Annotated in this window: 19 protein-coding genes and 1 tRNA gene; 9 read left to right on the forward strand and 11 right to left on the reverse strand. The window is 71.0% G+C overall.

What is annotated here, in order from left to right; all coding sequences use genetic code 11:
• Window positions 1-13 precede the first annotated feature (13 nt).
• Window positions 14-1,519: a hypothetical protein gene (locus WBN91_RS19465; RefSeq protein WP_337725238.1), complete on the forward strand. Its 1,506-nt coding sequence runs from the start codon at window positions 14-16 to the stop codon at window positions 1,517-1,519.
• Entirely contained in the window at window positions 1,516-2,313 is a 798-nt protein-coding gene (locus tag WBN91_RS19470) for an ESX secretion-associated protein EspG (protein ID WP_337725237.1), read from the forward strand. The genes WBN91_RS19465 and WBN91_RS19470 overlap by 4 nt, the downstream gene beginning before the upstream one ends.
• A 61-nt stretch (window positions 2,314-2,374) precedes the next feature.
• On the opposite strand, the gene phoU is transcribed toward WBN91_RS19470, so the two are convergent.
• From phoU to WBN91_RS19510, 8 genes are all read right to left on the reverse strand, one after another.
• Window positions 2,375-3,040 carry a phosphate signaling complex protein PhoU gene (gene phoU / locus WBN91_RS19475; protein WP_337725236.1) on the reverse strand — a complete coding sequence of 222 codons (666 nt, stop codon included), beginning with the start codon at window positions 3,038-3,040 and terminating at the stop codon, window positions 2,375-2,377.
• Between the two features lie 81 nt (window positions 3,041-3,121).
• On the reverse strand, window positions 3,122-4,861 hold the full coding sequence (locus WBN91_RS19480) for an LCP family protein (protein WP_337725235.1): 1,740 nt from the start codon (window positions 4,859-4,861) through the stop codon (window positions 3,122-3,124).
• Window positions 4,858-5,286: a hypothetical protein gene (locus WBN91_RS19485; RefSeq protein WP_337725234.1), complete on the reverse strand. Its 429-nt coding sequence runs from the start codon at window positions 5,284-5,286 to the stop codon at window positions 4,858-4,860. Before WBN91_RS19485 ends, WBN91_RS19480 begins: the two co-directional genes overlap by 4 nt.
• A gap of 2,284 nt (window positions 5,287-7,570) precedes the next feature.
• Window positions 7,571-8,428, reverse strand: coding sequence for a GGDEF domain-containing protein (locus WBN91_RS19490; RefSeq protein ID WP_337725233.1), 858 nt, complete (start codon window positions 8,426-8,428; stop codon window positions 7,571-7,573).
• Window positions 8,429-8,588: 160 nt separating this feature from the next.
• Window positions 8,589-9,047 carry a hypothetical protein gene (locus tag WBN91_RS19495; RefSeq protein ID WP_337725232.1) on the reverse strand — a complete coding sequence of 153 codons (459 nt, stop codon included), beginning with the start codon at window positions 9,045-9,047 and terminating at the stop codon, window positions 8,589-8,591.
• Window positions 9,040-10,182 carry a tRNA dihydrouridine synthase DusB gene (dusB, locus tag WBN91_RS19500; RefSeq protein ID WP_337725231.1) on the reverse strand — a complete coding sequence of 381 codons (1,143 nt, stop codon included), beginning with the start codon at window positions 10,180-10,182 and terminating at the stop codon, window positions 9,040-9,042. Before dusB ends, WBN91_RS19495 begins: the two co-directional genes overlap by 8 nt.
• A gap of 556 nt (window positions 10,183-10,738) precedes the next feature.
• A complete protein-coding gene (locus tag WBN91_RS19505; RefSeq protein ID WP_337725230.1) occupies window positions 10,739-11,230 on the reverse strand; it encodes an O-acetyl-ADP-ribose deacetylase in 492 nt (163 codons plus the stop codon).
• A gap of 57 nt (window positions 11,231-11,287) precedes the next feature.
• Window positions 11,288-11,764 (reverse strand): GNAT family N-acetyltransferase, encoded by a 477-nt coding sequence (locus WBN91_RS19510; protein WP_337725229.1) that lies wholly within the window; start codon window positions 11,762-11,764, stop codon window positions 11,288-11,290.
• A gap of 194 nt (window positions 11,765-11,958) precedes the next feature.
• Here WBN91_RS19510 and WBN91_RS19515 point away from each other — a divergent pair, with 194 nt between their 5' ends.
• Entirely contained in the window at window positions 11,959-13,458 is a 1,500-nt protein-coding gene (locus tag WBN91_RS19515; protein WP_337725228.1) for an alkaline phosphatase family protein, read from the forward strand.
• Here WBN91_RS19515 and lysA read toward each other — a convergent pair.
• The gene (gene lysA, locus WBN91_RS19520; protein ID WP_443217754.1) at window positions 13,455-14,696 is read right to left on the reverse strand and encodes a diaminopimelate decarboxylase; all 1,242 of its coding nucleotides are present in this window, start codon (window positions 14,694-14,696) and stop codon (window positions 13,455-13,457) included. The genes WBN91_RS19515 and lysA overlap by 4 nt on opposite strands.
• A 418-nt stretch (window positions 14,697-15,114) precedes the next feature.
• Window positions 15,115-15,190: transfer RNA gene (locus WBN91_RS19525), tRNA-Lys, on the reverse strand.
• 88 nt (window positions 15,191-15,278) lie between these two features.
• Here WBN91_RS19525 and WBN91_RS19530 point away from each other — a divergent pair.
• Complete coding sequence (locus tag WBN91_RS19530) at window positions 15,279-16,136, forward strand: exodeoxyribonuclease III (protein WP_337725227.1); 858 nt, start codon at window positions 15,279-15,281, stop codon at window positions 16,134-16,136.
• 8 nt (window positions 16,137-16,144) lie between these two features.
• On the opposite strand, the gene WBN91_RS19535 is transcribed toward WBN91_RS19530, so the two are convergent.
• Window positions 16,145-17,164, reverse strand: a complete 1,020-nt coding sequence (locus WBN91_RS19535) for an FAD-dependent monooxygenase (RefSeq protein ID WP_337725226.1) — start codon at window positions 17,162-17,164, stop codon at window positions 16,145-16,147.
• Between the two features lie 57 nt (window positions 17,165-17,221).
• Here WBN91_RS19535 and WBN91_RS19540 point away from each other — a divergent pair, with 57 nt between their 5' ends.
• The 5 genes from WBN91_RS19540 (at window position 17,222) to WBN91_RS19560 (ending at window position 26,524) form a co-directional block, all read left to right on the forward strand.
• The gene (locus tag WBN91_RS19540) at window positions 17,222-17,764 is read left to right on the forward strand and encodes a TetR/AcrR family transcriptional regulator (RefSeq protein WP_337725225.1); all 543 of its coding nucleotides are present in this window, start codon (window positions 17,222-17,224) and stop codon (window positions 17,762-17,764) included.
• A 51-nt stretch (window positions 17,765-17,815) separates the two neighbouring features.
• Window positions 17,816-19,015, forward strand: coding sequence for a hypothetical protein (locus WBN91_RS19545; RefSeq protein WP_337725224.1), 1,200 nt, complete (start codon window positions 17,816-17,818; stop codon window positions 19,013-19,015).
• Window positions 19,016-19,143: 128 nt separating this feature from the next.
• A complete protein-coding gene (locus WBN91_RS19550) occupies window positions 19,144-19,665 on the forward strand; it encodes a hypothetical protein (RefSeq protein ID WP_337725223.1) in 522 nt (173 codons plus the stop codon).
• Window positions 19,665-21,692 (forward strand): flotillin family protein, encoded by a 2,028-nt coding sequence (locus WBN91_RS19555; RefSeq protein ID WP_337725222.1) that lies wholly within the window; start codon window positions 19,665-19,667, stop codon window positions 21,690-21,692. The genes WBN91_RS19550 and WBN91_RS19555 overlap by 1 nt, the downstream gene beginning before the upstream one ends.
• A gap of 17 nt (window positions 21,693-21,709) precedes the next feature.
• The gene (locus tag WBN91_RS19560) at window positions 21,710-26,524 is read left to right on the forward strand and encodes a DNA repair ATPase (RefSeq protein ID WP_337725221.1); all 4,815 of its coding nucleotides are present in this window, start codon (window positions 21,710-21,712) and stop codon (window positions 26,522-26,524) included.
• The last annotated feature ends 122 nt before the right edge of the window (window positions 26,525-26,646 follow it).

The following is a 26,646-nucleotide window of genomic DNA, read 5'->3' on the forward strand; positions in this document are numbered from 1 at the left end:
CAGGAGGACAGTCGTGACACCGCCGAACACGCAGCAGCAGAACCCCAACGCGACCAAGGTCACCTACGCCGGTCAGACGGACGCCGAGCTGCGTGCCGAGTACGAGAAGGCCCAGCGGGACAACCCGGGCTTCTTCGGCCAGTTCACGACCATCGACGACTACCTGCGCTGGAAGGTCAAGTCCGCCCAGAACCAGCAGCAGCAGCAAGAGGACCTGGAAAAGGTCGTCGAGAACTACCGGCCGCCCATGTCCACGGCCGGCTCCTTCTACATGGGCTACTCGCACGACCAGCTCAAGTCGATGGTCACCGAGAACATGACCCCCTCCACCGCCAACGAGCAGGGCGAGGCCTGGACCAAGATCGGCAACACGCTGGTCGACCTCCAGAACAACCTCACCAAGGCCACCGAGGCGAGCAAGGGCGAGTGGCAGGGCAAGGCCGCCGAGGCCGCCCAGGGGTACTTCACCAACATGGCCTCCTGGTCCGGCAACGCCGCCCAGGGTGCGCAGCTCACCGGCAACAAGCTCTACGAGCAGAGCCAGGCCGCGGACACCGCGAAGTCGGCCATGCCGGAGCCGGTGGACTTCAGCACGGCCGACGCCTACAAGATGTTCTTCTCCGAGCCCAACCCGTTCAAGTGGGCCGAGACGATCGACAAGATCGAGCAGAAGTTCGAGGAGAAGCAGGAGGCGCACGAGCGCGCCGCCGAGGTCATGACGACCATGTCCTCCAGCTTCCAGCAGTCCGGCTCGACCATGCCCGCCTTCGTGCCGCCGCCCCCGATGGAGGGCACGGGCGGCTCGGGCGACCCCGGTGGCAACCCGCCCGGTGGCATCGGCGGGCGGCCCACGGTCCCGGACGGTCCCGGCGGTATCGGCGGCTCGGGCATGCCCGGTGGCTCGGGCGTCCCCGGTGGTGGCGGCAACCTCAACCAGTCCGGTCTCATCCCGGGCACCCCCGGCAACCCGGGCCTCCCGCCCAACGGGCCGGGTCTCCCCGGTGGTCCCGGCTACCCGGGCAACCCTGGTTACCCGGGCTACCCGGGAGGTCCCGGCTACCCGCCCGGCAGCGGCCCCGGCCTCCCGCCCGGCGGACGCCCCGGCATCCCCGGCGGACGTCCGGGCATGCCCGGCGGCGGTCCCGGCGGACGCCCCGGTGGTGGCCCCGGCGGCCTGCCCGGTGGTGGCCGTGGCGGCGGTCCCGGTGGTTCGGCGGCGGCGGGTCGGGGTGGCTTCGGGCCTGGCGGGTTCGGGCCCGGCGGGTCCGCGGGCATGCTCGGCGAGTCCGGCAAGGCGGGCGCGGGTGGCTTCGGGCCCGGCGGTTCCGGCGGGCTGGGTGGCGCCGGTGGGCGTGGTGGCGCGGGTGCGGGCATGGGTGCGATGGGTGGCATGGGCGCCGGTGCCGGCAAGGGCCAGGGGGACGAGGACAAGGAGCACAAGTCCGCCTCGTACCTGGTCGAGACCGAGGACGTCTTCGGTGACGGCACGATGGTCGCGCCGCCGGTCATCGGCGGGTGAGCGTGTTCTCGTTCGCCCTGTCCCACGCGGCGGCCGACATCCTGTGGGAGGACCTCAAGCTCGGCAGCCGTCCCTACCCGTTCGACTTCCCCTACCTCGGCCAGACGTTCGACGAGCGGCGCGGCATCCGCAACGCCGTCTACGGTGACCTGGAGTCCCGCGGCCTCGCGTCGCGGGGCCGGGTCTCGGCCGAGGTGGAGGAAGCGCTCACCCTGCTCGTCCGGTTCGACTACTCGCTCAACGCGATCGCGTCCCTCGACCCGCGCAACGTGGAGCGCCAGCTCCTCGCCCGCAGCGGCGCCCAGGGCGAACTCGCGGTCGTCGCCGTCCTGGACGAGCGACAGCTGAAGGTCGAGACCATGCGCTCGTCGTCACTGCTGCGCGCGGTCGTGGACCTGGTCCCGCCGGGACGCCCCGGCCCGGGCCAGTCGATCACGGTCGCGATGCCGTCGTCGGCGCCGCCGCCCCGCCCGCGCCAGGACGAGGACTTCGGCAACGCCACCTTCACCCAGGCGATGGCCCCCCGCTCGACCAGCGGGTCCCAGGTCCGTGCGCTGGAGGCGGTGTTCGAACGCCCGCGCCTGCGCGCCGGCCAGTTCGGCGTCACCGTGCGCGGTCGGCACGGCCGTGAGCAGCGCGCACCGCAGATCGCCTGGTTCGACAACGACCAGGGCCGGTACATGTCGCAGACCAGGCAGGGCCAGGACGGCCAGAAGTGGCTCACCCACGCCCCCGCCGACAACGCGCGCATCGCGGGCCAGCTCGCGCAGGAGCTCAACGCCCTGCTGAACTAGCCGGAAGTTGAACTAGCCGGAGGTGCTCCGCGCCGGACAGCGCGGAGCACACCGAGCGTGCTCAGTCGTCGATGTCGCCGCCGTAGCCGGGCATCCGGCCCGTCACGACGAAGACCGTGCGCTTGGCCACCGACACCGCGTGGTCGGCGAAGCGCTCGTAGAACCGCCCCAGGAGGGTGGTGTCGACGGCGGACGGGACGCCGTGCGGCCACTCCTTGTCCATGATCACCGTGAACAGGTGGCGGTGCAGGTCGTCCATCGCGTCGTCCGCGTCCTCCATCGAACGCGCGCGCTCGACGTCCTGCGTGCGGATGACCTCGGTGGCCTCGCGGGCCAGGTTCACCGCGATGCGGCCCATCTCGGCGAAGTACGGCTCCACCGTGTCGGCCAGCACGCGGTTCGGGTGCCGGCGGCGCGCGGCCTTGGCCACGTGCAGCGCCAGGTCGCCCATGCGCTCGACGCTCTCCGCCGCGTGGATCACGGCCAGCACGATGCGCAGGTCGGTCGCCACCGGGGCCTGCAACGCCAGCAGGGCGTAGGCCTGCTCCTCGATGCTCGAGCGGACGTCGTCGATCTTGGCGTCGTCCCCGATCACCTGCTCCGCGACCGCGAGGTCCGCTTGGAGCAGCGACGCGGTGGCGCGCTCCATAGCGTCACCGGCCATCGCGCACATGTCGGCGAGCCGGTCGGCGAGTTGTCCGAGCTGGTCGTGGTAGGCCTCACGCATGGGCGTCAGCCTACGTCCAGGTGGTCGCGGCGGCGACATTCCCCAGTGAACCGGAGGTGAACCCGAAACGACCAGATGGGCTCACGCGCAGGGGTCGACACCCGCGTTGACCACCTCGACCGGCGGCGGCGTCGCCTTGCCCGGCTGCGCGGCCGTGCCGCCCGGCTGCGGCGCCACGACCTTCTCGTCCCAGTCGGGCCCGATCAGCAGCATCACCGAGCCGCCCATCTCCGGCCGGAACTCCAGCGTCGCGCCCGGGACCGCCGCCGCGAGCGTGGCGGCCGTGTCCTCGCCGCCGATGCCGAACCGGATGACCGTCTTGCTCGCCGGTTCACCGCCGCCCCAGTTGACGATGCTGAACCCGAGCTCCTCCAGGTTGTCCTTGGCCCGCTTCGCCGCACCGCCGTTGTCCTCGTCCCCGTTGAAGACCTGGATCTTCAGGCCCTTGGGGTCGATCACCTTGCCCTGCTTGGGCTGCGCGGGCGCGTTGGACGACGGCGCCGCCTGGGTGGGCGTGGCGTCCGGGGTCTCGCCCGGTAGCGGCGTGCCGTCGATGATGGCCTGGAACAGCGCCCTGGTCTGGTCCTCCAACAACACCTCGATGTTGTCGTGGTTGGACTTCGTGGGGCCTTCTTGCGTCTCGTGTGGAACGGTGAGGAAGCTGACCCGCCCGGCCTCGATGCCCTGCAACGACTGCGCGAGCGTCAGCATGTCCTTCACGCCGATGTTCTGGCCCACTGTGGACGCGGCGAACGCGTTGAGGAAGTTGTTGAGCTTCCCGGGGTTCAGCAGCATCTCCGACGACAAAGCCGTGCGCAGCAACGAGGACAGGAACTTCTGCTGCCGCTTCACGCGGTCGTAGTCGCCCAGCGGCTCGTTGGTGACCTTGCGCGCCCGCACGTAGTCCAGCGCCTTGGCGCCGTCGATCTCGTACTCGCCGGGCTTGTCGAAGATCATGCCGAGCTCTTCGTCCTCCATGACCTTCGGCACGCAGACCTTGATCTTGCCGACGGCGTCGACCATGCCCTTGAAGCCGTTGAAGTCCACGGAGATGAAGTGGTTGATGGTCAGGCCGGTCAGCTCGGTCATGAACGAGCTGACGCAGCGCGGGCCACCGTCGGCGTAGGCCTGGTTGGCCTTGACGCCCTTGGCCGGCTTCAGCATCTCACCGGTGTACTCGCCGGTCTCCCAGTTCCACTTCTCGCACTCGGGCCGGGTGATCTCGAGGTCGCGCGGCACGCTCACCACGACGACCCGCTTCCGGTCGGCCGGGACGTGGGCCAGCATCAGCACGTCCGAGCGGGCACCCGGCTCGGCGTCCGCGTCACCCACGCCGTCCTCGGGCCGCGCGCCCGCGCGGGTGTCCGAGCCGACGATGAGGAAGTTCTCGTCGCCCAACTGCTTCTCGGCCTCGTGCACGGCGGCGGAGTTGGTGTTCAGGGCGTCGATCTCGGTGATCTTGCTGTCGATGTACTGCATCGCGCCCCACCCGAGCCCGGTCGCGACGAACACCAGCACGGCGCCGGTCAACGACAGCACCTTCACGACCCGCACGATCTTGCTGTGCTTGACCGTGCGCGCCTTCCGGCGTCGGGGGAGGTCTTCGAGGTCCTCGTCGTCGGCGAGCGGCTCGGCGAAGACGGTGGCGTCCTCGTCGTGGTCCTGCTTCCACGGCAACAACTTCTGCCGCCGCTCCTTCTTCTGCCGCTCCTGCTCGGCGAGCTCGTCGTGCACGGCGGAGAAGCGGGCGAGCGTGTGGTCGACCTCGCGACGCTTCTTGACGTCGTCGCTGATGGCCTCCATCTCGGTGGTGAGGCTCATCGGGTCGATCTGGTCACGCGGCGAAGGAGCCGGGACGGGCGCCGGCGCGGGTGCCGGTGTGCCCCCGAGACGTCCGGCGATGTCCCCGGCAGCCTCGTCACCGCTCCCGGCGGAGAGATCCGGAACGGGACGCGCTCCGGTGTCGCCACCACGCCGAACGGGCGCACCTTCAGCCGCAACCTCGGGCTGACCACCCGCGAGCCGCCGAGGCCCAGCCGGCCCACCGTCAACAGGCCGAGGACCACTGCCGTCCGGCCCGCCCGGGGCAAGACGACGGGGGCCATCAGGGCCGTTTTCGGCGAGCTGCCGAGGACCGCTGCCATCAGGCCCACCGGCCAGTCGGCGCGGGCCGTCGGGACCGTTTTCGCCGAGTTGGCGAGGGCCGCTGCCATCGGGTCCGCCGGGGGCGAGTCGGCGCGGGCCATCGGGGCCGGCTTCGGCGAACTTGCGAGGTCCGCTGCCGTCGGGCCCACCAGGGGCAAGACGACGAGGGCCGTCAGGGCCGTTCTCCGCGAGTTGGCGAGGTCCGCTGCCGTCCGGTCCGCCAGGGGCTAGGCGACGGGGGCCGTCGGGGCCGTTCTCCGCGAGTTGGCGGGGGCCGCTGCCGTCCGGTCCGCCTGGGGCTAGGCGACGGGGGCCGTCGGGGCCGTTGTCGGCGAGCTGCCGGGGGCCGCTGCCGTCAGGCCCGCCCGGGGCGAGTCGGCGCGGCGCGTCGGGGGTGCCCGGGAGGGGGCGGCGTCCGGTGCCGGGGCCGTTGTCGGCCGCGGGGTGCGGGGCGTCGGGCGAGGTGCCGGCGAGGCGTCGGGGTCCGCTGCCGTCGGGGCCGCCCTCGGGCAGGGGTGCGGCTCCGGCGAGGCGTCGGGGGTCGGCGTCCAGGCCGTTGGGCGGTACGCGTCGTCCGGTGTCCGGGCCGGCACCGCCCAGGCGGCGCGGGTCGGCGGGGATGCGGCGACTCGACTCCGGGCCGTTCTCGGCCAGGCGGCGCGGGTCGACGCCGTGCGAACCGGTGTCGTGGTCGGCGGGTCGACGCGCCGTGTCAGGGCCGGGAACACCGTTGACCGGCCTACCCGAACCATCGGGCAGGCGACGCGGACCCTCCGGGGCGAACTGCCGAGGCCCGCTGCCGTCCGGCCCACCGGGACGTCCCGGCGCACCACCCGCGAACCCACGCGGGTCGACTCCGGCTCCACCGGCGGCCCGACGCGGATCGACCGGCCGACGACCGGTGTCCGACGGCCCCGCCTCGGCGAGCCGCCGAGGACCGCTCCCGTCCGGGAGGTCGCGCGGATTCGAGGGCCGGAAGTCATGCGGTGCCCCAGGGCCGGCCTCGCGGGGAGCACCGGGAGCGACATCGCGGGAAGCACCAGGGGCAGCCTCACGAGAACCGCCGAGTCCGCCATCGCGGGAACCACCGGGGGCGGCCTCGCGAGAGCCACCAAGTCCGCTGTCGCGAGAGCCACCAAGTCCGCTGTCGCGGGAACCACCGAGGGCGGCATCGCGGGAACTGCCGGACGTGAAGTCGCGCGGCACGCCAGAGGCGGCCTCGCGGGAGCTGCCGGGGGCGAAGTCGCGCGGCGCGCCGGCGGCGGCATCGCGGGAACCACCGGGGGCGGCATCGCGGGAAGTGCCGAGGGTGTCGCGTGGGGCGATGCCTGGTGCGTCGCGGCGGACACCCGAAGTCGGGTCGCGTCGCGCCGGGTCGCGGGGCGGTGCCGAAAGGTGGTCCGGGGAGGCCGGTGCCGCGGGGCGGCGGGGCGGCTCCGGTTCGGCGGTGCGGCGGCCGTGGAGCTGCTCGGACGGCAGGTCCGGGCGGGCGCGGCGGCCCGTCGACTCCGCTGCCGGCGTGAAGTAGCTCGGCGCGTCCTCGGGGGTGGGGCGACGACGGCGGCCGGTGTCCTGGCCGCGTGACGGGTCGGGGGTGAGGTCGTCCGGCTGAGCCCTGCGGCCCGGCGCTTCCGGCGCCGCCCGGCGGCCGGTGGTGCCGGGAGCCCCGCGGCGGCCGGCGGACTCGGGGTCGAGCGCCGCGCGCCTGGCACCGGGCTCCGCCTCGGGTACCGCGCGCCTGCCGTTCGCCTCGGCCTCGGGTACTGCGCGCCTGCTGTTCAGGTCGGCCTCGGGTACTGCGCGCCTGCCGTTCGCCTCGACGTCGGGTACCGCGCGCCTGCCGTTCAGGTCGGCCTCGGATGCCGCGCGCCGGCCGTTCTGCTCGGCCTCGGGTACTGCGCGCCTGGCGCCGGGCTCGGGTTCGAGCGCCGCGCGCCTGGCGGTGTCCTGCGGTTCGGGTGCCGCGCGCCTGCCGGTCGACTCCGGTCTGCGGCCGTCGGTGGGTGGCACGGGGCGCGGGATGTTCGTGCGGCTGTGCTGTTCGAGCAGCTCGGAGACGCTCAGCCCGCCGCCGCCCTCCATCGACCGCCGTCGGCGGCCGGTGGGCTGGTCGTCGGGAACGGGCTGGTCACCACGAGGTCCGGGGCCGCCACGGCGGGGCTCGTCGGGCACCCGGTCTCCCTTCAGCAACAGCGGTCAATACGGGGTCGTCATCACGAGTTGACGACATCAAGGACACATTGGTTGCACCAACGGCGTGTCACTTGCCTTGGCGATACTACGGATGACCGCCAGTCCTGACGACCACTCCCGGTGATACAGGGGTGGCGTGTAGTCGGTTGCGCTCAGCGGGCTACGGCCGAACGGGTGAGCTGCCGCAAAAACTCAGTAACCGGCAACCCGCGGTTCGGCGATCCCGCGCCGACCGGCGGCGGCGCCGGCCAGGCGCACCCGACCACCCTCCCGGTAGGCGACCGCGTTCCGTCCTGACTGCTTGGCGGTGTAGAGCAGGCTGTCCGCCCGCAGCAGCTGTTGCTCCGGAGCGACCGGCGGACGGGTCGGCGAGTCCCCCGCGGGAGGCTCATAAGCCAACCCGATGCTGACGGTCACTCGCAAACCGGGCGCCAGCGAAGCCCAGGCGTGACGCTCGACACGCATGCGGGCCGACTCGGCGATCTCCACCCCCGAGGACGCGTCCACGCCCGGTAGCACGAGGACGAACTCCTCGCCCCCGTACCGGGCGCAGAAACCGTCCTCCGGCAGCTCCTCCTGCAACAGCTCGACCACGCGCTGCAACACCCGATCACCCAGGAGGTGGCCGAACGTGTCATTCACCTGCTTGAACCAGTCGAGGTCGATCAACGCGATCGCGAGCCCGTCGGCGGTGGCGCCGGTGTCGGTGACCATGTCGAGCAGCCGCTCGTCCAGGTACCGGCGGTTGTAACTGTCGGTGAGGCTGTCTCTCAGGCTCTGCTCGCGCGCCTCGGCGTGCTCGCGACGCAGCCGGTCCACCTCGCGGCGCAGTTGCTCGGGGACGTGCGGCTGTTCGTCCTGGTCCGCGTAGACCAGGTCGAACGCCGACCGCAGGTGCTGGTACGCCTGCCGCCACTGGCCGCGGGAGGCGAGCAGCGCGGCGATCGACTCGTGCAGCTGCACCAGCCCGGTACCCTCCGAGGCGGCTCGGTCCTCGTCGGACCTGCCGTCGCTGTCGAAGTCGGCGACTTCGGGTCGCAGTGCGGTCATCGCGCTCACCTCCCTACTTGCCAAGGTGTCGTCTGTTGCAACGCGGTGCTTGAGCCGGCGGGACGCGTCACAGGGGGATTTCCCTCTACCGGTTGACCGTGCACTGCTCCGAACCGGTGACGTTCGGTGATCAACTACCCGGAACGTGTGCCCTGCGTGGTCAGTTGGCGCAGGGCGCGAAGCCGTACGCCTTGCCGTTGAGCAGCACGACGTGCTGGGACCCGATCTGGCTGCCGATCTCGGTGCCCTCCTGGAACGCGGTGAGCGTCACCGCGACCACCAGCACGACCCCGCGCGGGTGCTCGTCCTCGCCGGGCGGCGTCCAGTCCGGGTCGAGGCGGAGGGTGGACATGGTCGGCTGCACCTTGATGGTGCCCTCGGGCAGCTCGCAGTCGTCGTCGCGGAAGTCGGGGTGCTGGGTGTCGGCGAGCAGTTCGTGCTGCTCGGACACGCCCGCGCCGGCGGCCTCGTTGAGCGCGGCGAAGTAGCTGGAGACCAGTTCCCGCTCGACGTCGGTGACCCGCAGCGGCCGGGGCGTCCCGGTGACCGCCGAGCCGCACGCGGCCAGCAGCAGCGCGCCGGCGGCGAACGCGGCTGCGCGCGTCGCCAGGTCACCCACCGGAGTGCATGTCTTCCGCTGCGGGGACCATGCCGTCCTCTGGGTCGTTCAGCCAACCCTCCGGGAGGACGACCTTCGCGGGCGACCCCTGCCGGCCGCGCGGTGCTTCGGCTTCGAGCGTCTCGGCGGTCGGGTCGAGCCGGCCGAGCAGGTCGTCCAGTTCGGCGGTGGTGGACACCATCGCGAGGCTGCGCCGCAGGTCCGCGCCGACCGGGAAGCCCTTGAGGTACCAGGCCATGTGTTTGCGCAGGTCGCGAATGCCCTTGTCCTCGCCCAGGTGCGCGGCGAGCAGCCGGCCGTGCCGGGCGATGATCTCGGCGACCTTGCCCAGCGCCGGCGGCGGCGCGACCGGTTGGCCGTTGAGCGCCGCTTGGAGTTCGCCGAACAGCCACGGGCGACCGAGGCAGCCGCGCCCGACGACGACGCCGTCGCAGCCGGTCTTGGCGATCATGTCGAGGGCGTCCTGGGCGCTGAAGATGTCACCGTTGCCCAGGACGGGGATGCTCGTTACGGCCTCCTTGAGACGCGCGATGGCGTCCCAGTCGGCCTGCCCGGAGTACCGCTGGGCGGCGGTCCGGGCGTGCAACGCGACCGCCTGCGCCCCTTCGTCCTCGGCGATGCGGCCCGCGTCCAGGAACGTGTGGTGGTCGTCGTCGATGCCGATGCGGAACTTCACGGTGACCGGCACCCCGGCGGGCTCGGCGGCCTTGACCGCGGCCCGCACGATGTCCCGGAACAACCGCCGCTTGTACGGCAGCGCCGCACCGCCGCCCTTGCGCGTCACCTTCGGGACGGGGCAGCCGAAGTTCATGTCGATGTGGTCCGCGCGGTCCTCGCCGACGATCATCTTGGCGGCCTCGCTCATCGAGGCGGGCTCGACGCCGTAGAGCTGGAGCGACCTCGGGTGCTCGTCGGCCCCGAAGGTGATCATCTCCATCGTCTTGGAGTCGCGCTCGACGATGGCGCGTGCGGTGATCATCTCGCAGACGTACAGCGACGTGGAGCTGCCGAACTCCCGGCACAGCTGCCGGAAGGCCACGTTGGTGATGCCGGCCATCGGCGCGAGCACCACGGCCGGGTCGACCGCGTAGGGGCCGATCCGGAGGTTCGTCGAGGTCTGGAGTGCGGTGGACATCCAGGCCATTGTCACCCAGCGACGGAAGTGGCGGACGCCGTACGCCCCGATTCACACCCGCGCTCGGTCACACCGAACACCCCCGCTGGCCGCGCGACTGACCACGACGACCGCCCGCCGCGCCGCTCCACGACGGCCCGAGCGACCGACACGACGGCGGCCGACCGGGCCGGCTCGACGCCTGCACGCCACCGACATGGCGGCTGCGCGCGTGGCCGGCTCGACACCGGAGCGCGCGACCAGCCGCAGCGGCTTCCGCCGAACGCGGGCGGCTGTGAGCGTGGCTGGCTCGACACTGGCGCGTGCGACCAACCGCAGTGGCTTCCGCCGAACGCGGACGGCTGCGCGCGTGGCCAGCTCGACACTGGCGCGCGCGTCCAACCGCAGTGGCTTCCGCCGAACGCGGGCGGCACCGCGCATGGCCGGCTCGACGCCTGCACGGCGGCTGCGCGCGTGGCCGGTTCGACACTGGCGCGTGCGACCAACCGCAGTGGCTTCCGCCGAACGCGGGCGGCTGCGGGCCGCGCCGGGTCGGCGGGCGTGCGAGGAACCGCCCTCAGGCCAAGGCCTGCCGCAGGTGCGCGGCGGTCTCCTCGTCGAACGCCACCAGCTCGATGCGCTCCACCGACGTCGTCGCCGAGCGCAGCGTCGTCACCGCCACCCGTGCCGCCTCGGCATGCGGGTAGCCGTAGACGCCGGTCGCGATCGCCGGGAACGCGATGCTCCGCACGCCCAACCCGTCCGCGACCTCCAGGCTGCGCCGGTAGCAGGACGCCAGCACCGCCTCCTCGCCGTAGCCGCCGCCCTCCCACACCGGTCCGACCGTGTGGATCACGTACCGCACCGGGGAGAGGTCGAACGCGGGCGTGGCCACCGCGTCGCCGGGCGCGCAGGGACCGACCTCCGCGCCGGCGCGAGCCAGCCGTGGGCCGGCCGCGCGGTGGATCGCACCATCCACCCCGCCGCCGCCCATCAGGGACTCGTTCGCCGCCGTCACGATGGCGTCGACCCGTGCACGTGTGATGTCACCCACGACCACCTCGATCACCGGTCGAGCGTGGCAGTGAGACCGCTGGATGCGGCTGCCGTTTCCCTCAAGGTGTAATCAGAGCTCCACCCCCCAGTCGTTGCACCGCATGAAGGACCCCGGCGGGTACTCGAAGGACACCTCGCCGAGCAGCGTGAACCCCGCCTTGCGGCACACCGCGTTGGACGCGGCGTTCCCCACCGACGGGAACGCGTGCACCCACCGAAGCCCACCGGCCGCCCGTGCCCGCTCCAGCACCGCCACGGCGGCAGCCGCGGCCACCCCGCGCCCCTGGCACTCCGGCAGGACGCTCCACCCCACCTCGTAGACCGCCGAGCCCCGCCACTGCTTCTCCCAGAACCCGGCGCTGCCCGCCACCACCCCGTCGAGCACGACCCGGAACATGCCCGAACCCGGCACCAGGTAGCGCCGGTGCCGGTCGGCCACGCGCGCGTCGGACTCCGGCCCGCCGAGGTGGGCCGTCATCTCCGGCGCGTTGAGCCGGTGCAGCAGGCCGAGGTCCTCCGCGGACCACGGCTCCAGGTGGACGGTCATGTGTCGAGGATGCCGGCGGGGTACGACAATTTCGCGATCACCACAGGTCAGGCCCCATTTCACAGAGGTTGGCCAGGCACCGGCCGGACGATCGCTGTCCACGCTTCCGCGCACGTTCCCGCCACGTTCACCGCCCGCCCCTAGCGTCGTCGCTCGGACCGAAACCGGTCTATACCTGTTACCAAGGAGGCAGGGTGCGAGGGAAACTCGCGTTGGCACCGGCAACATTGGCCTTGGCGCTCGCGACCGCGGCCGTGGTGGTCACCCCCACCGCCGACGCCGTGGTCAAGACGCCGAAGGTGCTGGTCATCGGCCTGGACGGGGCCCGGTACGACAAGCTGCTCGCCGCCGACACCCCGAACGTGCACGCGCTCGCCCAGCGGGGCTACTCGTCCCGCAGCTCCCTGTACGGCTCGGGCATGGCGCCCACCGTCAGCGGTCCGGGCTGGTCGACCATCCTGACCGGCGTCTGGCCGGACCGGCACAAGGTCAAGGACAACTCGTTCAGCGGCAACGCCCTGAGCAGCTTCCCCAGCTGGCTCGCCCGCGCCAACACCGCCAAGCCCGCGCTCGACACGTACGCCGCCGTCGACTGGAAGCCCATCTCCGACCACATCCTGCGCACCGGCCAGGACCGCAAGTTCGTCCTCGACGGCGACAGCCTCGGCTACGAGGGCAGCGACGAGAAGGTCGCCGCCGACGCGGAGAAGCACCTCGCGCAGAACGCCGCCGACGCGTCCTTCGTCTACTTCGGCAAGACCGACATCGCCGGCCACAACCACGGCGCCGATTCCACCCAGTACCAGGCGTCCCTGCGCGCCGACGACGCCCACATCGGCCGCCTGCTGCGCGCCGTCGAGAGCCGACCGAACTACGCGAACGAGGACTGGCTGATCCTCCTCACCACCGACCACGGCCACACCCCGACCGGCGGCCACGGCGGCGACACCCCCGAGGAGCGCATGACGTTCGTGATCGGGACGGGCGGCGGTGTCCCGCTGGGCACCCCGGCCGTGCAGCCCAAGATCGTCGACATCGCGGCCACCGCCCTGCGGCACCTGGGCGTCAGCGCGTCACTCGACGGCTACCCCTTGGGTGCCGCGCCCACCGACCCGTTCGACTCCGTGACCCTCAAGCCGCGCCAGGACGAGACCGGCGTGCCCACGTCGGTCCTGGGCTGGACGCACGAGGCCCCGGCGGGCTGGAGCATCCGCACCACCGCGCCGCAGGGCGTGACGGAGTGGCAGGGCTGGTCGTTCACCACCGACGACTTCTGGACCCGCACCGCACCCGGCCAGTACCGCGAGGCGAACGTGCGGGCGCGCGGCGTGTTCGCCGTGGCCGACCCGGACGAGTGGGACGACAAGGGCTCGCCGTCCACGCTGGGCCGGTTCGACTCGACGCTGTCCTCGCCCGGCTACGACGTGGCCGGTGCCTCCTCGGTGACCCTCAAGTTCGGCTCCCACTACCGGCAGGAGGACCCGCAGCGCGCTGCGGTGACCGTGGCGTTCGACGGTGGCGCGGAGCGCACGGTGCTGTCTTACGGCTCCGGGACCGGTGATCTGCTTGCGAGGACCGTGTCGCTCAACGTGTCCGTACCGAGCGGTGCGCAGCGCATGGTCGTCTCGTGGCGCCTTTATGACGCCGGGAACAACTGGTACTGGGCCGTGGACGCGCCCAGCGTGACCCGCTAGCCCACGTCCCGGCGGAGCAGGTCCTCCTCGGTCTCCGCCCGGACCAGAACGCGCGTCGTGCCGTCCCGCACACCGACCAGTGCGGGGCGGCATACCTGGTTGTAGTTCGAGGCGAGGGAGTGGTGGTAGGCACCGGTGACCGGAACCGCCACCACGTCACCCGGGTGGACGTCCCTCGGCAGGTCTACTTCGGCGATCACGTCCCCGGCTTCGCAGTGCCTGCCGACCACCGTCATCCGGGCGCAAGAACCGTTCCTGAGCAGCCGGGGTTGGTAGCGGGCACCGTAGAGGGCAGGTCGGGCGTTGTCGCTCATCCCACCGTCCGCCGCCACGAACGGGTGTTTCACGCTGGTCACCCGGTAGAGGGTCACCCCAGCCTTGGCCACGATCGCCCGCCCCGGCTCCACGACAAGCTCCGGCACCCGAACCCGCTGCCGCGCACACTCATACCGAACCGCGCGCGTGATCCGGTCGGCATACCCGACAAGATCAAAGTCGTCCTCCCCGCTCGTGTACGGCACCGCGAACCCACCGCCCAAGTCCAGTTCGCGAATGGGCCGACCGAGCCGTGCGATGAGCGCAACCATCCGGCGGGCGGCCTGCTCGTAGGTGGCGACATGCCGGATCTGCGACCCGATGTGGCAGTGCAACCCGACCAACTCCAGGTCCGGCCGCGCGTCCACGATCTCCAACGTCCGTTCCAGGTCTGCCTCTCCGAGCCCGAACTTCTGCCCCGTGTCCCCGGTAGCGAGCGCAGGGTGGGTATCGGCGGCGACCCGGGGCAACACACGCAGCAACACACGGGCATCCGTGATCCGCTCCAACTCGTCCACGGAGTCCACCACGACCCGCCCCACACCGTGCGCGGCCTTGAGGTCTTCAGGCGTCTTCGCGTTGCCGTGGAACAGGATCCGGTCATCCGGAAACCCCGCCGCCCGCGCCACCGCAAGCTCCCCGGCGGAACAGACGTCCAACCACAACCCTTCTTCGCCAACCCACCGCACCACCGCCTTGCACGACAACGCTTTGCTCGCGAAGGCCACCCGAAACCCGCTCAACACCTCCCTGAACCGCCGACACTGCCGCCGCACCTCGTTCTCGTCCAGGACATAGGTGGGCGTGCCGAAGATGGCAGCAATCCACCGCAACTGCCGATCGTCGACTCCAGGCCACAAGCGCGGATCAGGCGCGGGGCACAGGGAATGGGCCAGGGTGGGCAAGATGTCAGAAAGCGTCACACCTCCACGACACCGCGCCCAACCACCTCCACCCCACCCCAACAACACATCCTTGACACCACTCACGACGATCCTGCCGCCTCTCTGACGGCCCACGTTGCGTGACGAACTGCTGGAGGCGGTGGTCTACGGGCGCAGCCAAGACGTAGCCCTCCGTGTGGTTTTCGGGGCGACAGGAACCCGGGAACCACGTTGGAAGGTGAACCTGCCGCCGGTCTTGGTCAGCCTGCTGCGCGGCGAGCGCTGCTCTTGGCCCTTGCAGGACGGCTGCATAGCGAGCCGTTCACCCGGTCGTGCGGGGCCGATGTGCGCGGCGCGGTGATCTCGAACGGGCGAAAAGAGCCCACGGAATAAGTGGGGAGTGAGTGGGGGATCGAGCTGGGCGGGGAACCCGGGCACAGGGGCTTACCTGGGCTTTTGGTGGGCCGCCAGGGACTCGAACCCTGAACCCGAAGATTAAAAGTCTCCTGCTCTGCCAATTGAGCTAGCGGCCCGTCGGACAGCTTACCGACGGACGTGCGTGTCGTGGGTCGGGGTGGGTGTGGGGTGTGGGTGGCGTCACGTTCGCACTACCTTGGGGGTATGCGCGTGGCCACCTGGAACGTCAACTCGGTCAAGCAGCGGGTGCCTCGGTTGTTGCCCTGGTTGGAGCAGCGGCGGCCGGATGTGGTGTGCCTTCAAGAGACCAAGCTTGCCGATGACGCCTTCGCCGAGTTGCTTGGCAAGGGCCTTGCCGACCTCGGGTACGAGTTCGCGGTCCACGGTGAAGGGCGGTGGAACGGGGTCGCGATCCTGTCTCGGGTCGGGTTGGACGACGTGGTTGCCGGGATGGTGGACGGGCCGGGGTTTCCGCAGCCCGAGGCTCGGGTGGTTGCGGCTACCTGTGGGGGTGTGCGGGTGTTTTCCGTGTACGTGCCCAACGGGCGCGAGCCTGACTCGGACCACTACCGGTACAAGCTGGAGTGGCTGGCTGCGTTGCGGGACGTTGTGCGGGACGCCGGGGAGCACGTCGTGGTGTGCGGGGACATCAACATCGCGCCGGCCGACGAAGATGTGTTCGACCCCGCCGCCTACGTGGGCCACACGCACGTGACCGCACCCGAGCGGGACGCGCTCGACCAGCTCAAAGCGCTCGGACTCCGGGACGTCGTGCGCGACCGGTGGCCCGGTGCCCGTGTCTTCACCTACTGGGACTACCGCGCCGGGATGTTCCACCAGGACCTCGGCATGCGGATCGACCTGGTCCTCGCCTCGGCCCCGGTCGCCGCGCGCGCCAAGGCCGCCTGGGTGGACCGGCACGCCCGCAAGGGCACCGGACCCAGCGACCACGCCCCCGTGATCGTGGACCTCGACACCGCCCCGGACGGCGACATCGGACCGGTCGTCCCGCCGCCCTCCGCGCCCCGGAAGACAAAGAAGCTCCCGCAGTCCAAGGAATAGCCGAAGGATCAGCCGGCCAGTTCGTCGGGCTCCAAGTCGGCGCTCCACGACTGGGGGCGCGGCTTGGGGGCCAGGGCCAGCGCCACCCGCAGGGCGGTGTCGCGGGTGCCGGTGAACCTCTTCATCCGGGCCAGTCGGTTGAGCATCAGGGACCGCCTCGCCAGGCGTTGGGTCACCGGGCGGCGAGTGCGGTCGTAGAGCTGCAAGCCGGTGGGGATGTCGCCGGAGCGCATCGCCTCCGCCAGGGCCACGCCGTCGATGATCGCCTGGCACGCGCCCTGCCCGAGGTCGGGGGTCATGGCGTGGGCGGCGTCGCCGATGAGGGCCACCCGGTCGTGCACGTACGTCGGGAGCGGGGGCAGGTAGTCCAAGCTGTGCCGCAGCACGTCCCGGCTCTCGGCCAGCACCCGCGGGATCGGGTCGTGCCAGCCCTCGAACATCGACAGGTCCCCGTCCGGTCCGGTCATGGCGTACCAGTTGGTGCGGCCGTCGGCCTGGGGCGTGAGCCCGAACTTCGCCCCGCGTCCCCACGTCTCGCCGCCCGCCGGCACCGCGAGGTCGACCGTGCCGCGCCACCCGATCGCCCCGGACGGCCTCGCCTCGACACCGAACAGCGATCGGCGCACCCCGCTGTTGATGCCATCCGCCGCGACGACCAGGTCGTGGTCGCATTCCGAGAACGTCATGGGGGTGCCGAATCGGAGGGAACCGGTGGGCAGCGCTTCCGCCAGCACCCGCAGCAGCGCAGGTCGGGTGAGCAGGTGGACGTCCGCGCGCAGCGGGCCGAGGATCGTGCCGTCCGGCCGGCGGATCATCCCGTCCGGCTGCCGGCGGCCCGCAGCGCGGGCGCGGTCACCGAGCCCGAGGGTGTCCAGCGCCTCCAGGGCGTCGCGCCAGATGCCCAGGCCGGTGCCGGTGGACGGCAGCCCGTCGGCCCGCTCGAACACCGTCACGTCCCAGCCGCCCGCCCGCAGGCCGACCGCCGCGGCCAGACCACCAACCCCGCCACCGATCACCGCTGCTCTCATGCCGCCGACCGTACTACAGCTGTAGTGCCGCTGACTACGGGTGTAGTGTCGCGACCCGTGACGAGACGGCAGCAGGTGCTGGACGCCGCCATCCGCGTCCTGGGCACGGCCGGTCCCCGCGCCCTGACCCACCGGGCCGTCGACGCCGAGGCGGGACTGTCCGAAGGCTCGACGTCCAACCTCTTCCGCACCCGGGACGCGCTGGTCAGCGGGGTCGTGGAGCGGTTGCTGGAACGGGAGCGGGAGCTGTGGGCGGCGCTCGCCGGTGACGTGTCCACGCCCGACCAGCTCGCCGACGCCCTCGGCCGCGTGGTCGAGGAACTGGCCGCCGAACGCGTGCTCACGCTCGCCCGGCACGCGGTGTTCGTGGACGCGGCGGTCCGGCCCGAGCTGGGCAAGCGGATCGCGGAGGCGCACGAGCGGATCGCCGAGTGGGCCGTGCCGATCGTCCGCGCGGTCGGGTCGGCGGACCCGCGGGCGGACCTCGCGCTCCTGCTCGCCACCGTCGACGGCCTGCTCACCAACCAGCTGGCCAACCCGCGCTCGGACTTCGCGCCCACCCGGGCGTTCCGCGTGGTGTTGCGCGGGATGACGGGCTGACAGCGGGTCCCCGAAGCGACGCGCGGCCCCAGGCGGGACATCATGTGCCGCGTGGACCTGACGCGGGCGTTCCTGGCCGACGAGAGCCTGCACGGGGTGATGGCCGAACTCGACCTGCCACCCGCACTGCGCGAGGTGTACGGCCACCGCCTCGCTCCCCGACCGTTCTTCCTCGAACGGGCCGAAGCCGACCGCGTGGCGCAGGACGTGCGCCGGTTCTTCGACCTCCTGCTCTCCTTGCCGCACAGGCTGTTCGACGGCAGCCTGACCCGCTGCGCCGAAGCGCTCGGCGTGCCACCACAAGAAGCCGCGCTGATGTCCGCCGAACCCCCGCCCTTCCACGGCCGCGCCGACCTGTACCGCGTCGGTGACGGTTACCGGCTGCTGGAGTTCAACTCCGGCAGCCAGCTGGGCGGCACGGACCTCGGCGACATCGCCCGTGCGATCCACCAAAGCCCAAAAATGCAGGACTTCGTGCGGGACCACGGTCTCACCTACGTCCACCCGCTGGAAAAGTTGTTGTCCGCCATCGGTTCCGGCACGGTCGCGTTCCTCGAAGCGGGCGGGATGCTGGCCAAGTTCGGCAAGGGGTTCGCGTCACTCCAGGAGTCCTGCGGGCGGCTCGGAGTGGACATCCTGTTGGGAGAACTGGAAGACCTCACCGAACGCAACGGCTGGCTGTACCTGAACGGGAGCCGGCTGGACGTCGTGGTCCGGTTCTTCGCGCCGGACCAAGCGGTTGGCAAGGCGGAAGCCTTCCTCAAAGGCGTGAAGACCGAGGTCTACACGCCGTTGTCGAGCTACCTCTACGGCTACAAGTCGGCTTTGGCGCTGCTGACCGACCTGGAGGACGACGAGCAAGCCCTGGTGGACCGCCTGCTGCCGTGGACGCGCAGGCTGGAGGACGTGGATCCCGAATACGTCCGCGCACACCGAGAGAACCTGGTGCTCAAGGCGTCCGGAGAATTCGCCGGAACCGGGGTGCACGCCGGGTGGCTGCACGACGACCGGTCCTGGAAGGACCTCATCGCGGACTGCGCCAACCGGCCGCACGTGGTCCAGGAACGGGTGCGCCCGCAGCTCGACGAGGTGCCCGGCGACGACCGCGGGTGGCTCACCACGTGGGGCTGGTTCGTGACCCCGGACGGGTTCGCCGGGATGAGCATCCGGACCATGCCGCACGAGGTGGGCGCTGTGGTCAGCTACGGCGGCAATCCGAACACGAGGGTTTCCGGCCTACTGGTGCACTGACCACCGCGTATCCGGTTGACCGCGTTCTGTGATTTACCCTCCGTGACCGCATTTGTCGGGCTACAGTCGCGCCCGACAAAGGGGGTGCATTGGGGGAGTTCTTCGCAGCCGCGCTTGCTTTCCCGACTGTGCTGCTCACGGTCCTGCTGGTGCTCGTGGTCGTGTTCTGGTTGCTCGCCGCGTTCGGGCTCGACCTCGACGGCGGGGTGGAGTTGGCCTACGGGCTGGGCGGGGTGCCGGGCAGCGTCGTGTTCTCCCTGCTGGTGCCGGTCGCGTGGTTCTCGTGCCTCGCGGGCGCGACGCTGGTCGACGGGTACGACTGGGCGGTCCTCCTGGGGTCGCTGGTAGTCGGGTTCCTCGTCGCACGGGTGGCCGTGATCCCGTTGCGGCGCTTGTACCCGCTGCTGCCGGACGCCTCCCGGCACGACTTCGTCGGCCGGGTCTGCGTGATCCGCACCGGCACCGTGACCACCGAGTTCGGCCAGGCCGAGGTGACCGCCGCCGACGGTTCCTCGGCGATCGTCCAGGTGCGCCAGGCCGGCGCGGACGACCTGCGCGCGGGCACGACCGCGCTGATCTTCGACTACGACCAGGACGGCGAGTTCTTCTGGGTCGCCCCGATCCCTACCTACCCGTTGGGGGAGCACTGATGGGAGTCATCACCACCGGCCTCGGCATCCTCATCGCCGTCGCCCTGGTCGTCGTGATCGCGCTGCTGATCATGATCAGCCGCCTGTTCCGCAAGATCGACCAGGGCAAGGCGCTGATCATCTCCAAGGTGCGCAAGGTGGACGTCACGTTCACCGGCGCGGTCGTCCTGCCCGTGCTGCACCGCGCGGAGATCATGGACATCTCGGTGAAGACCATCGAGATCCGCCGGGCCGGCCACGAGGGCCTCATCTGCAAGGACAACATCCGCGCGGACATCCGGATCACGTTCTTCGTGCGGGTCAACAAGACCGTCGAGGACGTCATCAAGGTCGCCCAGGCCATCGGCACCGCCCGCGCCAGCGACGAGCAGACCCTCCAGGAGCTGTTCAACGCCAAGTTCTCCGAGGCGCTCAAGACCGTCGGCAAGCAGCTGGACTTCGTCGACCTCTACACGCACCGCAACGAGTTCCGCGACCGGATCATCGAGGTGATCGGCACCGACCTCAACGGCTACAGCCTGGAGGACGCGGCGATCGACTACCTCGAGCAGACGCCGATGGAGCACCTCAACCCGAGCAACATCCTGGACGCGCAGGGCATCCGCAAGATCACCGAGCTCACCGCGATCGAGCACGTGCGGACCAACGAGTACCAGCGCGGCGAGGAGAAGGAGATCACGCGCCAGAACGTCGAGGCGCGCGAGGCGATCCTGGAGCTGGAGCGGCGCAAGGCCGACGCGGAGATCAAGCAGAAGCGCGAGGTCGAGACCATGCGCGCCCGCGAGGAGGCCGAGATCGCCAAGGTGCAGGCGGAGGAGCGGCTCAAGGCCAACACCGCCCACATCCGCACCGAGGAGCAGCTCGGCATCCAGCACGAGAACAAGAACCGCGAGATCGCGGTGGCGGAGAAGAACCGCGAGCGCGTGATCGCGATCGAGAGCGAGCGCATCGAGAAGGACCGCCAGCTGGAGGTCATCGGCCGCGAGCGCGAGACCGAGCTGACCCGCATCGCCAAGGACAAGGAACTCGAAGGCGAGAAGCGGGCCATCGCCGAGGTCATCCGCGAGCGCATCGCCGTGGAGAAGACCGTGGCGGAGCAGGAAGAGAACATCAAGAAGCTGCGCGCCCTGGAAGAGGCCGAGCGGCTGCGCCAGACCACGATCATCGCCGCCGAGGCCGAGGCCCAGGAGAACCTGGTCAAGGACATCAAGGCGGCCGAGGCGGCGGAGGCCGCGGCCAAGTTCAAGGCCCGCGAGGAACTCCTGCTCGCCGAGGCGCGCCAGCAGGCCGCCGAGCTGGACACCCGCGCCATGATCCGGCTCGCCGAGGGCCGGCAGGCCGAGGCCGCCGCGTCCGGCCTGGCCGACGTGCAGGTCAAGATGGCCGACGTGCAGGTCAAGGAGCGCGACGCCGAGGTGCTGGAGAAGGTCGGCCGCGCCGAGGCCGTGGTGGAGCGCGAGAAGGCCCTGGTGGCCGCCGAGGCGATCCGCGAGAAGCTCAAGGGCGAGGCGGAAGGCTTGGCGGACAAGGCGAACGCGATGGCCGCGCTGGACGGCGCCACCCGCGAGCACGAGGAGTACCGCCTGCGGCTGGAGACCGAGAAGGAGATCCGGCTGGCCGGCATCGACGTGCAGCGGCAGATCGCCGAGTCGCAGGCCAAGGTGCTCGCGGCGGGCCTGGAGAAGGCCGACATCGACATCGTCGGCGGCGAGACCATGTTCTTCGACCGCGTGGTCGGGGCGGTCACCGCGGGCAAGAGCGTCGACGGGTTCGTGGAGCACTCGGACGTGGCCAAGACGCTCGGCGCGTCCTGGCTCAACGGGACGCACGACTTCACCCAGGACATCGGCCGCGTCCTCGGCTCGTTCGGCACCGAGGACCTGAAGAACGTCACGGTGTCCGCGCTGCTGCTCAAGCTGATCAACTCGGGCGGCCCGGACGCGCCCGCGATGCGCGAGCTGCTGGCCACGGCCCAGCGCCTGGGTGTGGCGGAACGGCCGGTGGCCGCGCTCGCCGCCCAGTCGTGACGACCTTGGCCACGGGGATGACCGCGACGTTGGACGCCGGCACGTACGAGGTGCTGCGGGCCCGGCTGGCCGACCAGGCCGCCGGGCTCGCCCGCCGCGCCGAAGCGCTCAACGCGCGCCGGCTGGAGGTGTTCGGCAGCGCCGAGCTGACGCTGCTGGGCACCGAGCGCATCCGCACCGAGAACAACTGCGTGCCACGGGACGTCGTGCAAGTGGCCGGGCTGATGTTGTTCGGCTACAACGTGTTCATCGGCCTCAAGCCGGAGACCACGATCGACGACGTCTTCTCCCTGCACCGCTTCACCCGCGACGGCGACGCCTTCCGGTTCGAGGACGCGGACCGCACCGAGCTGCCCGGCCTGCTCGACGACCCGCAGTTCGAGCGGGACTTCGCCGAGCTGTACCGGTACTACCGGGACACCCGGCTCATGCAGCTGCGCCGGGTCGAGGGCAAGCTGCTCGCGGTGTTCCAGACCGGCGCCCGCACCGAGGACATCCGGGTGCTGCGCTGGCAGCTCGCCACCGACGGCACGGTGAAGTACCTGGACAACCGGGGCGAGCGCGACCACGTCTTCCCGCCCTCGCACGACTTCGAGTGGACGCCCACCGCGCGCGAGCACCACGTGCTGGGCCGCCACCCGCACATCTCCATCGAGGACGAGGTCTTCGTGGAGACCGTCGGCGGCGACCTCACCATCAAGGTGGAGAACAACACCGAGACCGGCGAGGGCATCTACCGCGAGCCGGTGGACGAGCCGTTGCAGTCGCTGGCCGACGCCGACGTGGAGTACGCCCGGGTCGGGACGCAGATCCTGCTGCGCGTGCGCCCGTACAAGGAAACCGCGTGGCGGCACCTGGTGTTCAACACCCGCACCAAGACCGTCGTGCGGCTGGACGGCATCGGCCAGGCCTGCCAGCGGCTGCCCGAGGACCAGGGCCTGATCTTCCCCGGCGGCTACTACCTCGCCACGGGCGTCAGCAAGACGTTCGACACCGACGTGGACGAGCTGGAGTTCGAGCGGGTCATCCGGTCCACCAACGGCGAGGACGTGCTGTACGTCTTCCACGCCCGCCGCGAGGGCCGCTCGCTCCTGCTGCCCTACAACGTGATCCGCAAGGAAGTCGCGACCCCGTTGCCGTGCCACGGGTACTCGCTGTTCGACGACGGCACGCTGGTCGTGTTCCGGGCGCTGACCGAGGAACCGACCCGCGTGCACCCCATGCAGGTGTGGCAGACGCCGTACCTGTCCGACACCTACGCCGCCGCCCAGCCCACCGGCACCGGACCGCTGGAGCGGGTCGGCAACGCGGACCTGGTGCGCGGCATCTCCGACTGCCTGTCGGTGAGCCGGATGGTCGGCGAGATGGCGCCGTCCGTGCCGGTGTTCGAGGACCTGATCGCCTCCTGCACCAGGGTGTTCGACGCCTACCACTGGCTGGGCGAGGCGGACCTGGGCGACCTGCGCACGCCGTTGACCGAGGTGCGGGCGACGGCCGAGCAGGTGCTGGACGAGTTCGAGACCGTGCAGGCGCTCACCGACCAGGCCGCCGCGGCGCTGGCCGAGGCGGCCGACGGCATCGCCGCCCTGATCCGGCGCACCCGTGGCGAGGTGCCGCTCAGCGCGGATGCCTGGGTGCGGCAGCTCGCGGACCTCCGGGGGGCGCAGGGCCACCTGGTGACGTTGAAGGAGCTGCGGTACGTCGACCTGGCGCGGATCGACGAGCTGTCGGTGCAGTTGGGCGAGGAACTGGCGTCCACGGCCCAGCGCGCGGTCGAGCACCTGCGCCGCGAGGACGCGTTCACCGGCTACCACGAGCAGGTCGAGGAGCTGGTCGGCAAGGCGGAGGCCGTGCGGACGGTCGCCGAGGCCAAGCCGGTCACCGACGAACTGGCCGAGCGGCAGCGCGGCCTGGAGGTGCTGACCGAGGTCGTCGGGTCGCTGGACATCGCCGACGCCACGGTCCGGACGTCGATCCTGGAACGCATCGGCGAGGTCCTGGGCGGCCTGAACCGCGCACGGGCCACTGTGGACGGTCGTCGCCGCGAACTGCTGGCCACCGAAGGACGTGCCGAGTTCGCGGCGGAGTTCGCATTGCTCGGGCAGGCCATCACCGGTGCGCTCGCGGTCGCCGACACACCCCAGGCCTGCGACGAGCAGCTGGGCCGGCTGCTGCTGCAACTGGAGAACCTGGAGTCCCGGTTCGGCGAGTTCGACGACTTCCTGGCCCAGCTCGGCTCCAAGCGCACCGACGTCTACGAGGCGTTCTCCTCGCGCAAGCAGGCCTTGCTGGACGAGCGGTCACGGCGCGCGGACCGGCTGGCCGACTCGGCCGAGCGGATCCTGACCGGGGTCGCGCGCCGCGTCGCCGGGCTCGGGTCGCTGGACGAGGTCAACACCTACTTCGCGTCCGACCCGATGGTGGCCAAGATCCGGTCCATCGCGGCTGAGCTGCGCGAACTGGGCGACACCGTCCGCGCCGAGGAGCTGGACGGGCGCGTGCTCGCGGCCCGTCAGGAGGCCGGGCGGGCGCTGCGCGACCGGCTGGACCTGTTCGACGGCGAGACGATCAGGCTGGGCCGGCACCGGTTCGCGGTGAACACCCAGCCGATGGACCTCACGTTGGTGCCCAAGGACGGCGCACTGTCGTTCGCCATCACCGGCACCGACTACCGCGCTCCGGTCCGGGACGAGGGTTTCGCCGCCACGAAGCCGTTCTGGGACCAGCTCGTGGTGTCCGAGACTGCCGAGGTCTACCGGGGTGAGCACCTGGCCGCGTCGATCCTGGCCGAACAGCCCGTGGACGCCTTGCACGCGGCCGTCACCGAGGGCAGGTTGCTGGACCTGGTGCGGCAGGTCGCCGAGACCCGCCTGGACGAGGGCTACGAACGCGGGGTCCACGACCACGACGCCGCCCGCATCCTCGACGCGCTGCTGCGCCTGCACGCGGGCGCCGGCGTCCTGCGCTACCCGCCGTCCGCACGGGCCGCCGCGCAGCTGTTCTGGGCTGCTGCTGACGAGGAGGCCCGGGGTCGCTGGACGCGGCGGGCGTCGTCGCTCGGGCGGGCGCGGTCGGTGTTCGGGCACACGTCCGCGATCGACGAGCTGTGCGCGGAGCTGGCCGAGCACATCGGCGACCCGTTGGCCGGGGAGTACCTGTTCGAGGAGCTGTGCAGTTCGCCGTTCGGTTTCGCCACCAGCGCCGGGGCGCGGTCGCTGGTCGAGGCGTTCCAGCGGGCGTTGGGCAGCCGCAAGGAGTTCGAGGACGACCTTCGCGCGCTGACCGACCCAGCGGACCGGAAGGCGCTGGTCGAGGGCTGGTACGGGGCGTTCCTGGCCGGTCGCGAGGACCCGGACCTGCCCGAGGCGGTGGCAATGGAGCTGTGCCGGGACCTGCCGCGGCACGAGTCGTCGGCTGAGCTGCGGGCCACCGTGGACGGGTTGCTCGGAGCACACCCCCGGATCGTGGACCGCAAGCTCGAGTTCCGACTGGACGAGCTGCTGACGCGAACCCGCCGTTTCCGCACCGAACGCGTACCCGCGTTCCGCGCCTACCAACGGCACCGCAACGAGGTCGTGACGGCGGAGAAGCGGCGGCTGCGGCTGGAGGAGTACCAGCCGAAGGTGATGAGCGCGTTCGTCCGCAACCGTTTGCTGGACGAGGTGTACCTACCGCTGATCGGCGACAACCTCGCCAAGCAGTTGGGCGCGGCCGGCGACGACAAGCGCACCGACCAAATGGGCCTGCTGCTGCTCATCTCCCCGCCTGGTTACGGCAAGACGACGTTGATGGAGTACGTCGCCAACCGACTGGGCTTGGTGTTCGTCAAGGTCAACGGCCCGTCGCTAGGACACGACGTGACCAGCGTGGACCCGGCTGATGCCCCCAACGCCACCGCGCGGCAGGAGGTCGAGAAGATCTCGTTCGCGCTGGAGGCCGGCAACAACGTCCTGCTGTACCTGGACGACATCCAGCACACTTCACCGGAGCTGTTGCAGAAGTTCATCTCGCTGTGCGACGCCCAGAGGCGGATGGAAGGCGTGTGGGACGGCCGGACAAGGACGTACGACCTGCGCGGCAAGCGGTTCGCGGTGTGCATGGCCGGCAACCCGTACACCGAGTCGGGACAGCGTTTCCGCATCCCGGACATGCTCGCGAACCGAGCAGACGTCTGGAACCTCGGCGACGTGCTGTCCGGCCGCGAGGACCTGTTCGCGTTGAGCTACATCGAGAACGCCCTGACTTCGAACGCGGTCCTCGCCCCACTGTCCACAAGGGACAGGGGTGATGTCGAGCTGCTGGTTCGGATGGCACGGGGTGAGGAGGTCCGTTCGGACCAGTTGAGCCACCCGTACACGTCGGTGGAGTTGGAGCAGGTGCTGTCGGTGCTGCGCAAGCTGGTGCGGGTGCAGGAGGTCGTATTGGCCAACAACCAGGCTTACATTGCGTCGGCGGCACAGGCGGATGCGTCTCGGGTCGAGCCGCCGTTCCAGTTGCAGGGTTCGTACCGGAACATGAACAAGCTGGCCGAGAAGGTCGTTCCGGTGATGAACGAGGCCGAACTGGCGACTGTGATCGACGACCATTACCTGGGTGAGGCGCAGACTCTGACTTCGGGGGCGGAGGCCAACTTGCTGAAGCTGGCCGAGCTGCGGGGGACGTTGACGCCGGAGCAGGCACGGCGGTGGGATGAAGTGAAGGCGGCTTATGTAAGGGCGCAGGCGCTTGGTGGGGCGGACGATGATCCGATGAGCCGGGCGGTTGGCGCGGTGGGGTTGCTGGCGGACCGGGTGGGCGGCGCGATCGACCGCTTGGCCGGCCGGGAAAGCTAGTCGGGGTCCGCGCGCAGCGCGTGCTCTTCGGCGCGCAGCGCCGGTTCTTCGGCGGAGCCGGCAAGTGGCAGTCCACCGAGGAGGACACAGCGCAACTTGGGCTTCTTGCTTGTGTCATCCCC

Origin of the sequence: Saccharothrix sp. CCNWYY140 (assembly GCF_037401995.1) — a bacterium.
Lineage (GTDB): Bacteria > Actinomycetota > Actinomycetes > Mycobacteriales > Pseudonocardiaceae > Actinosynnema.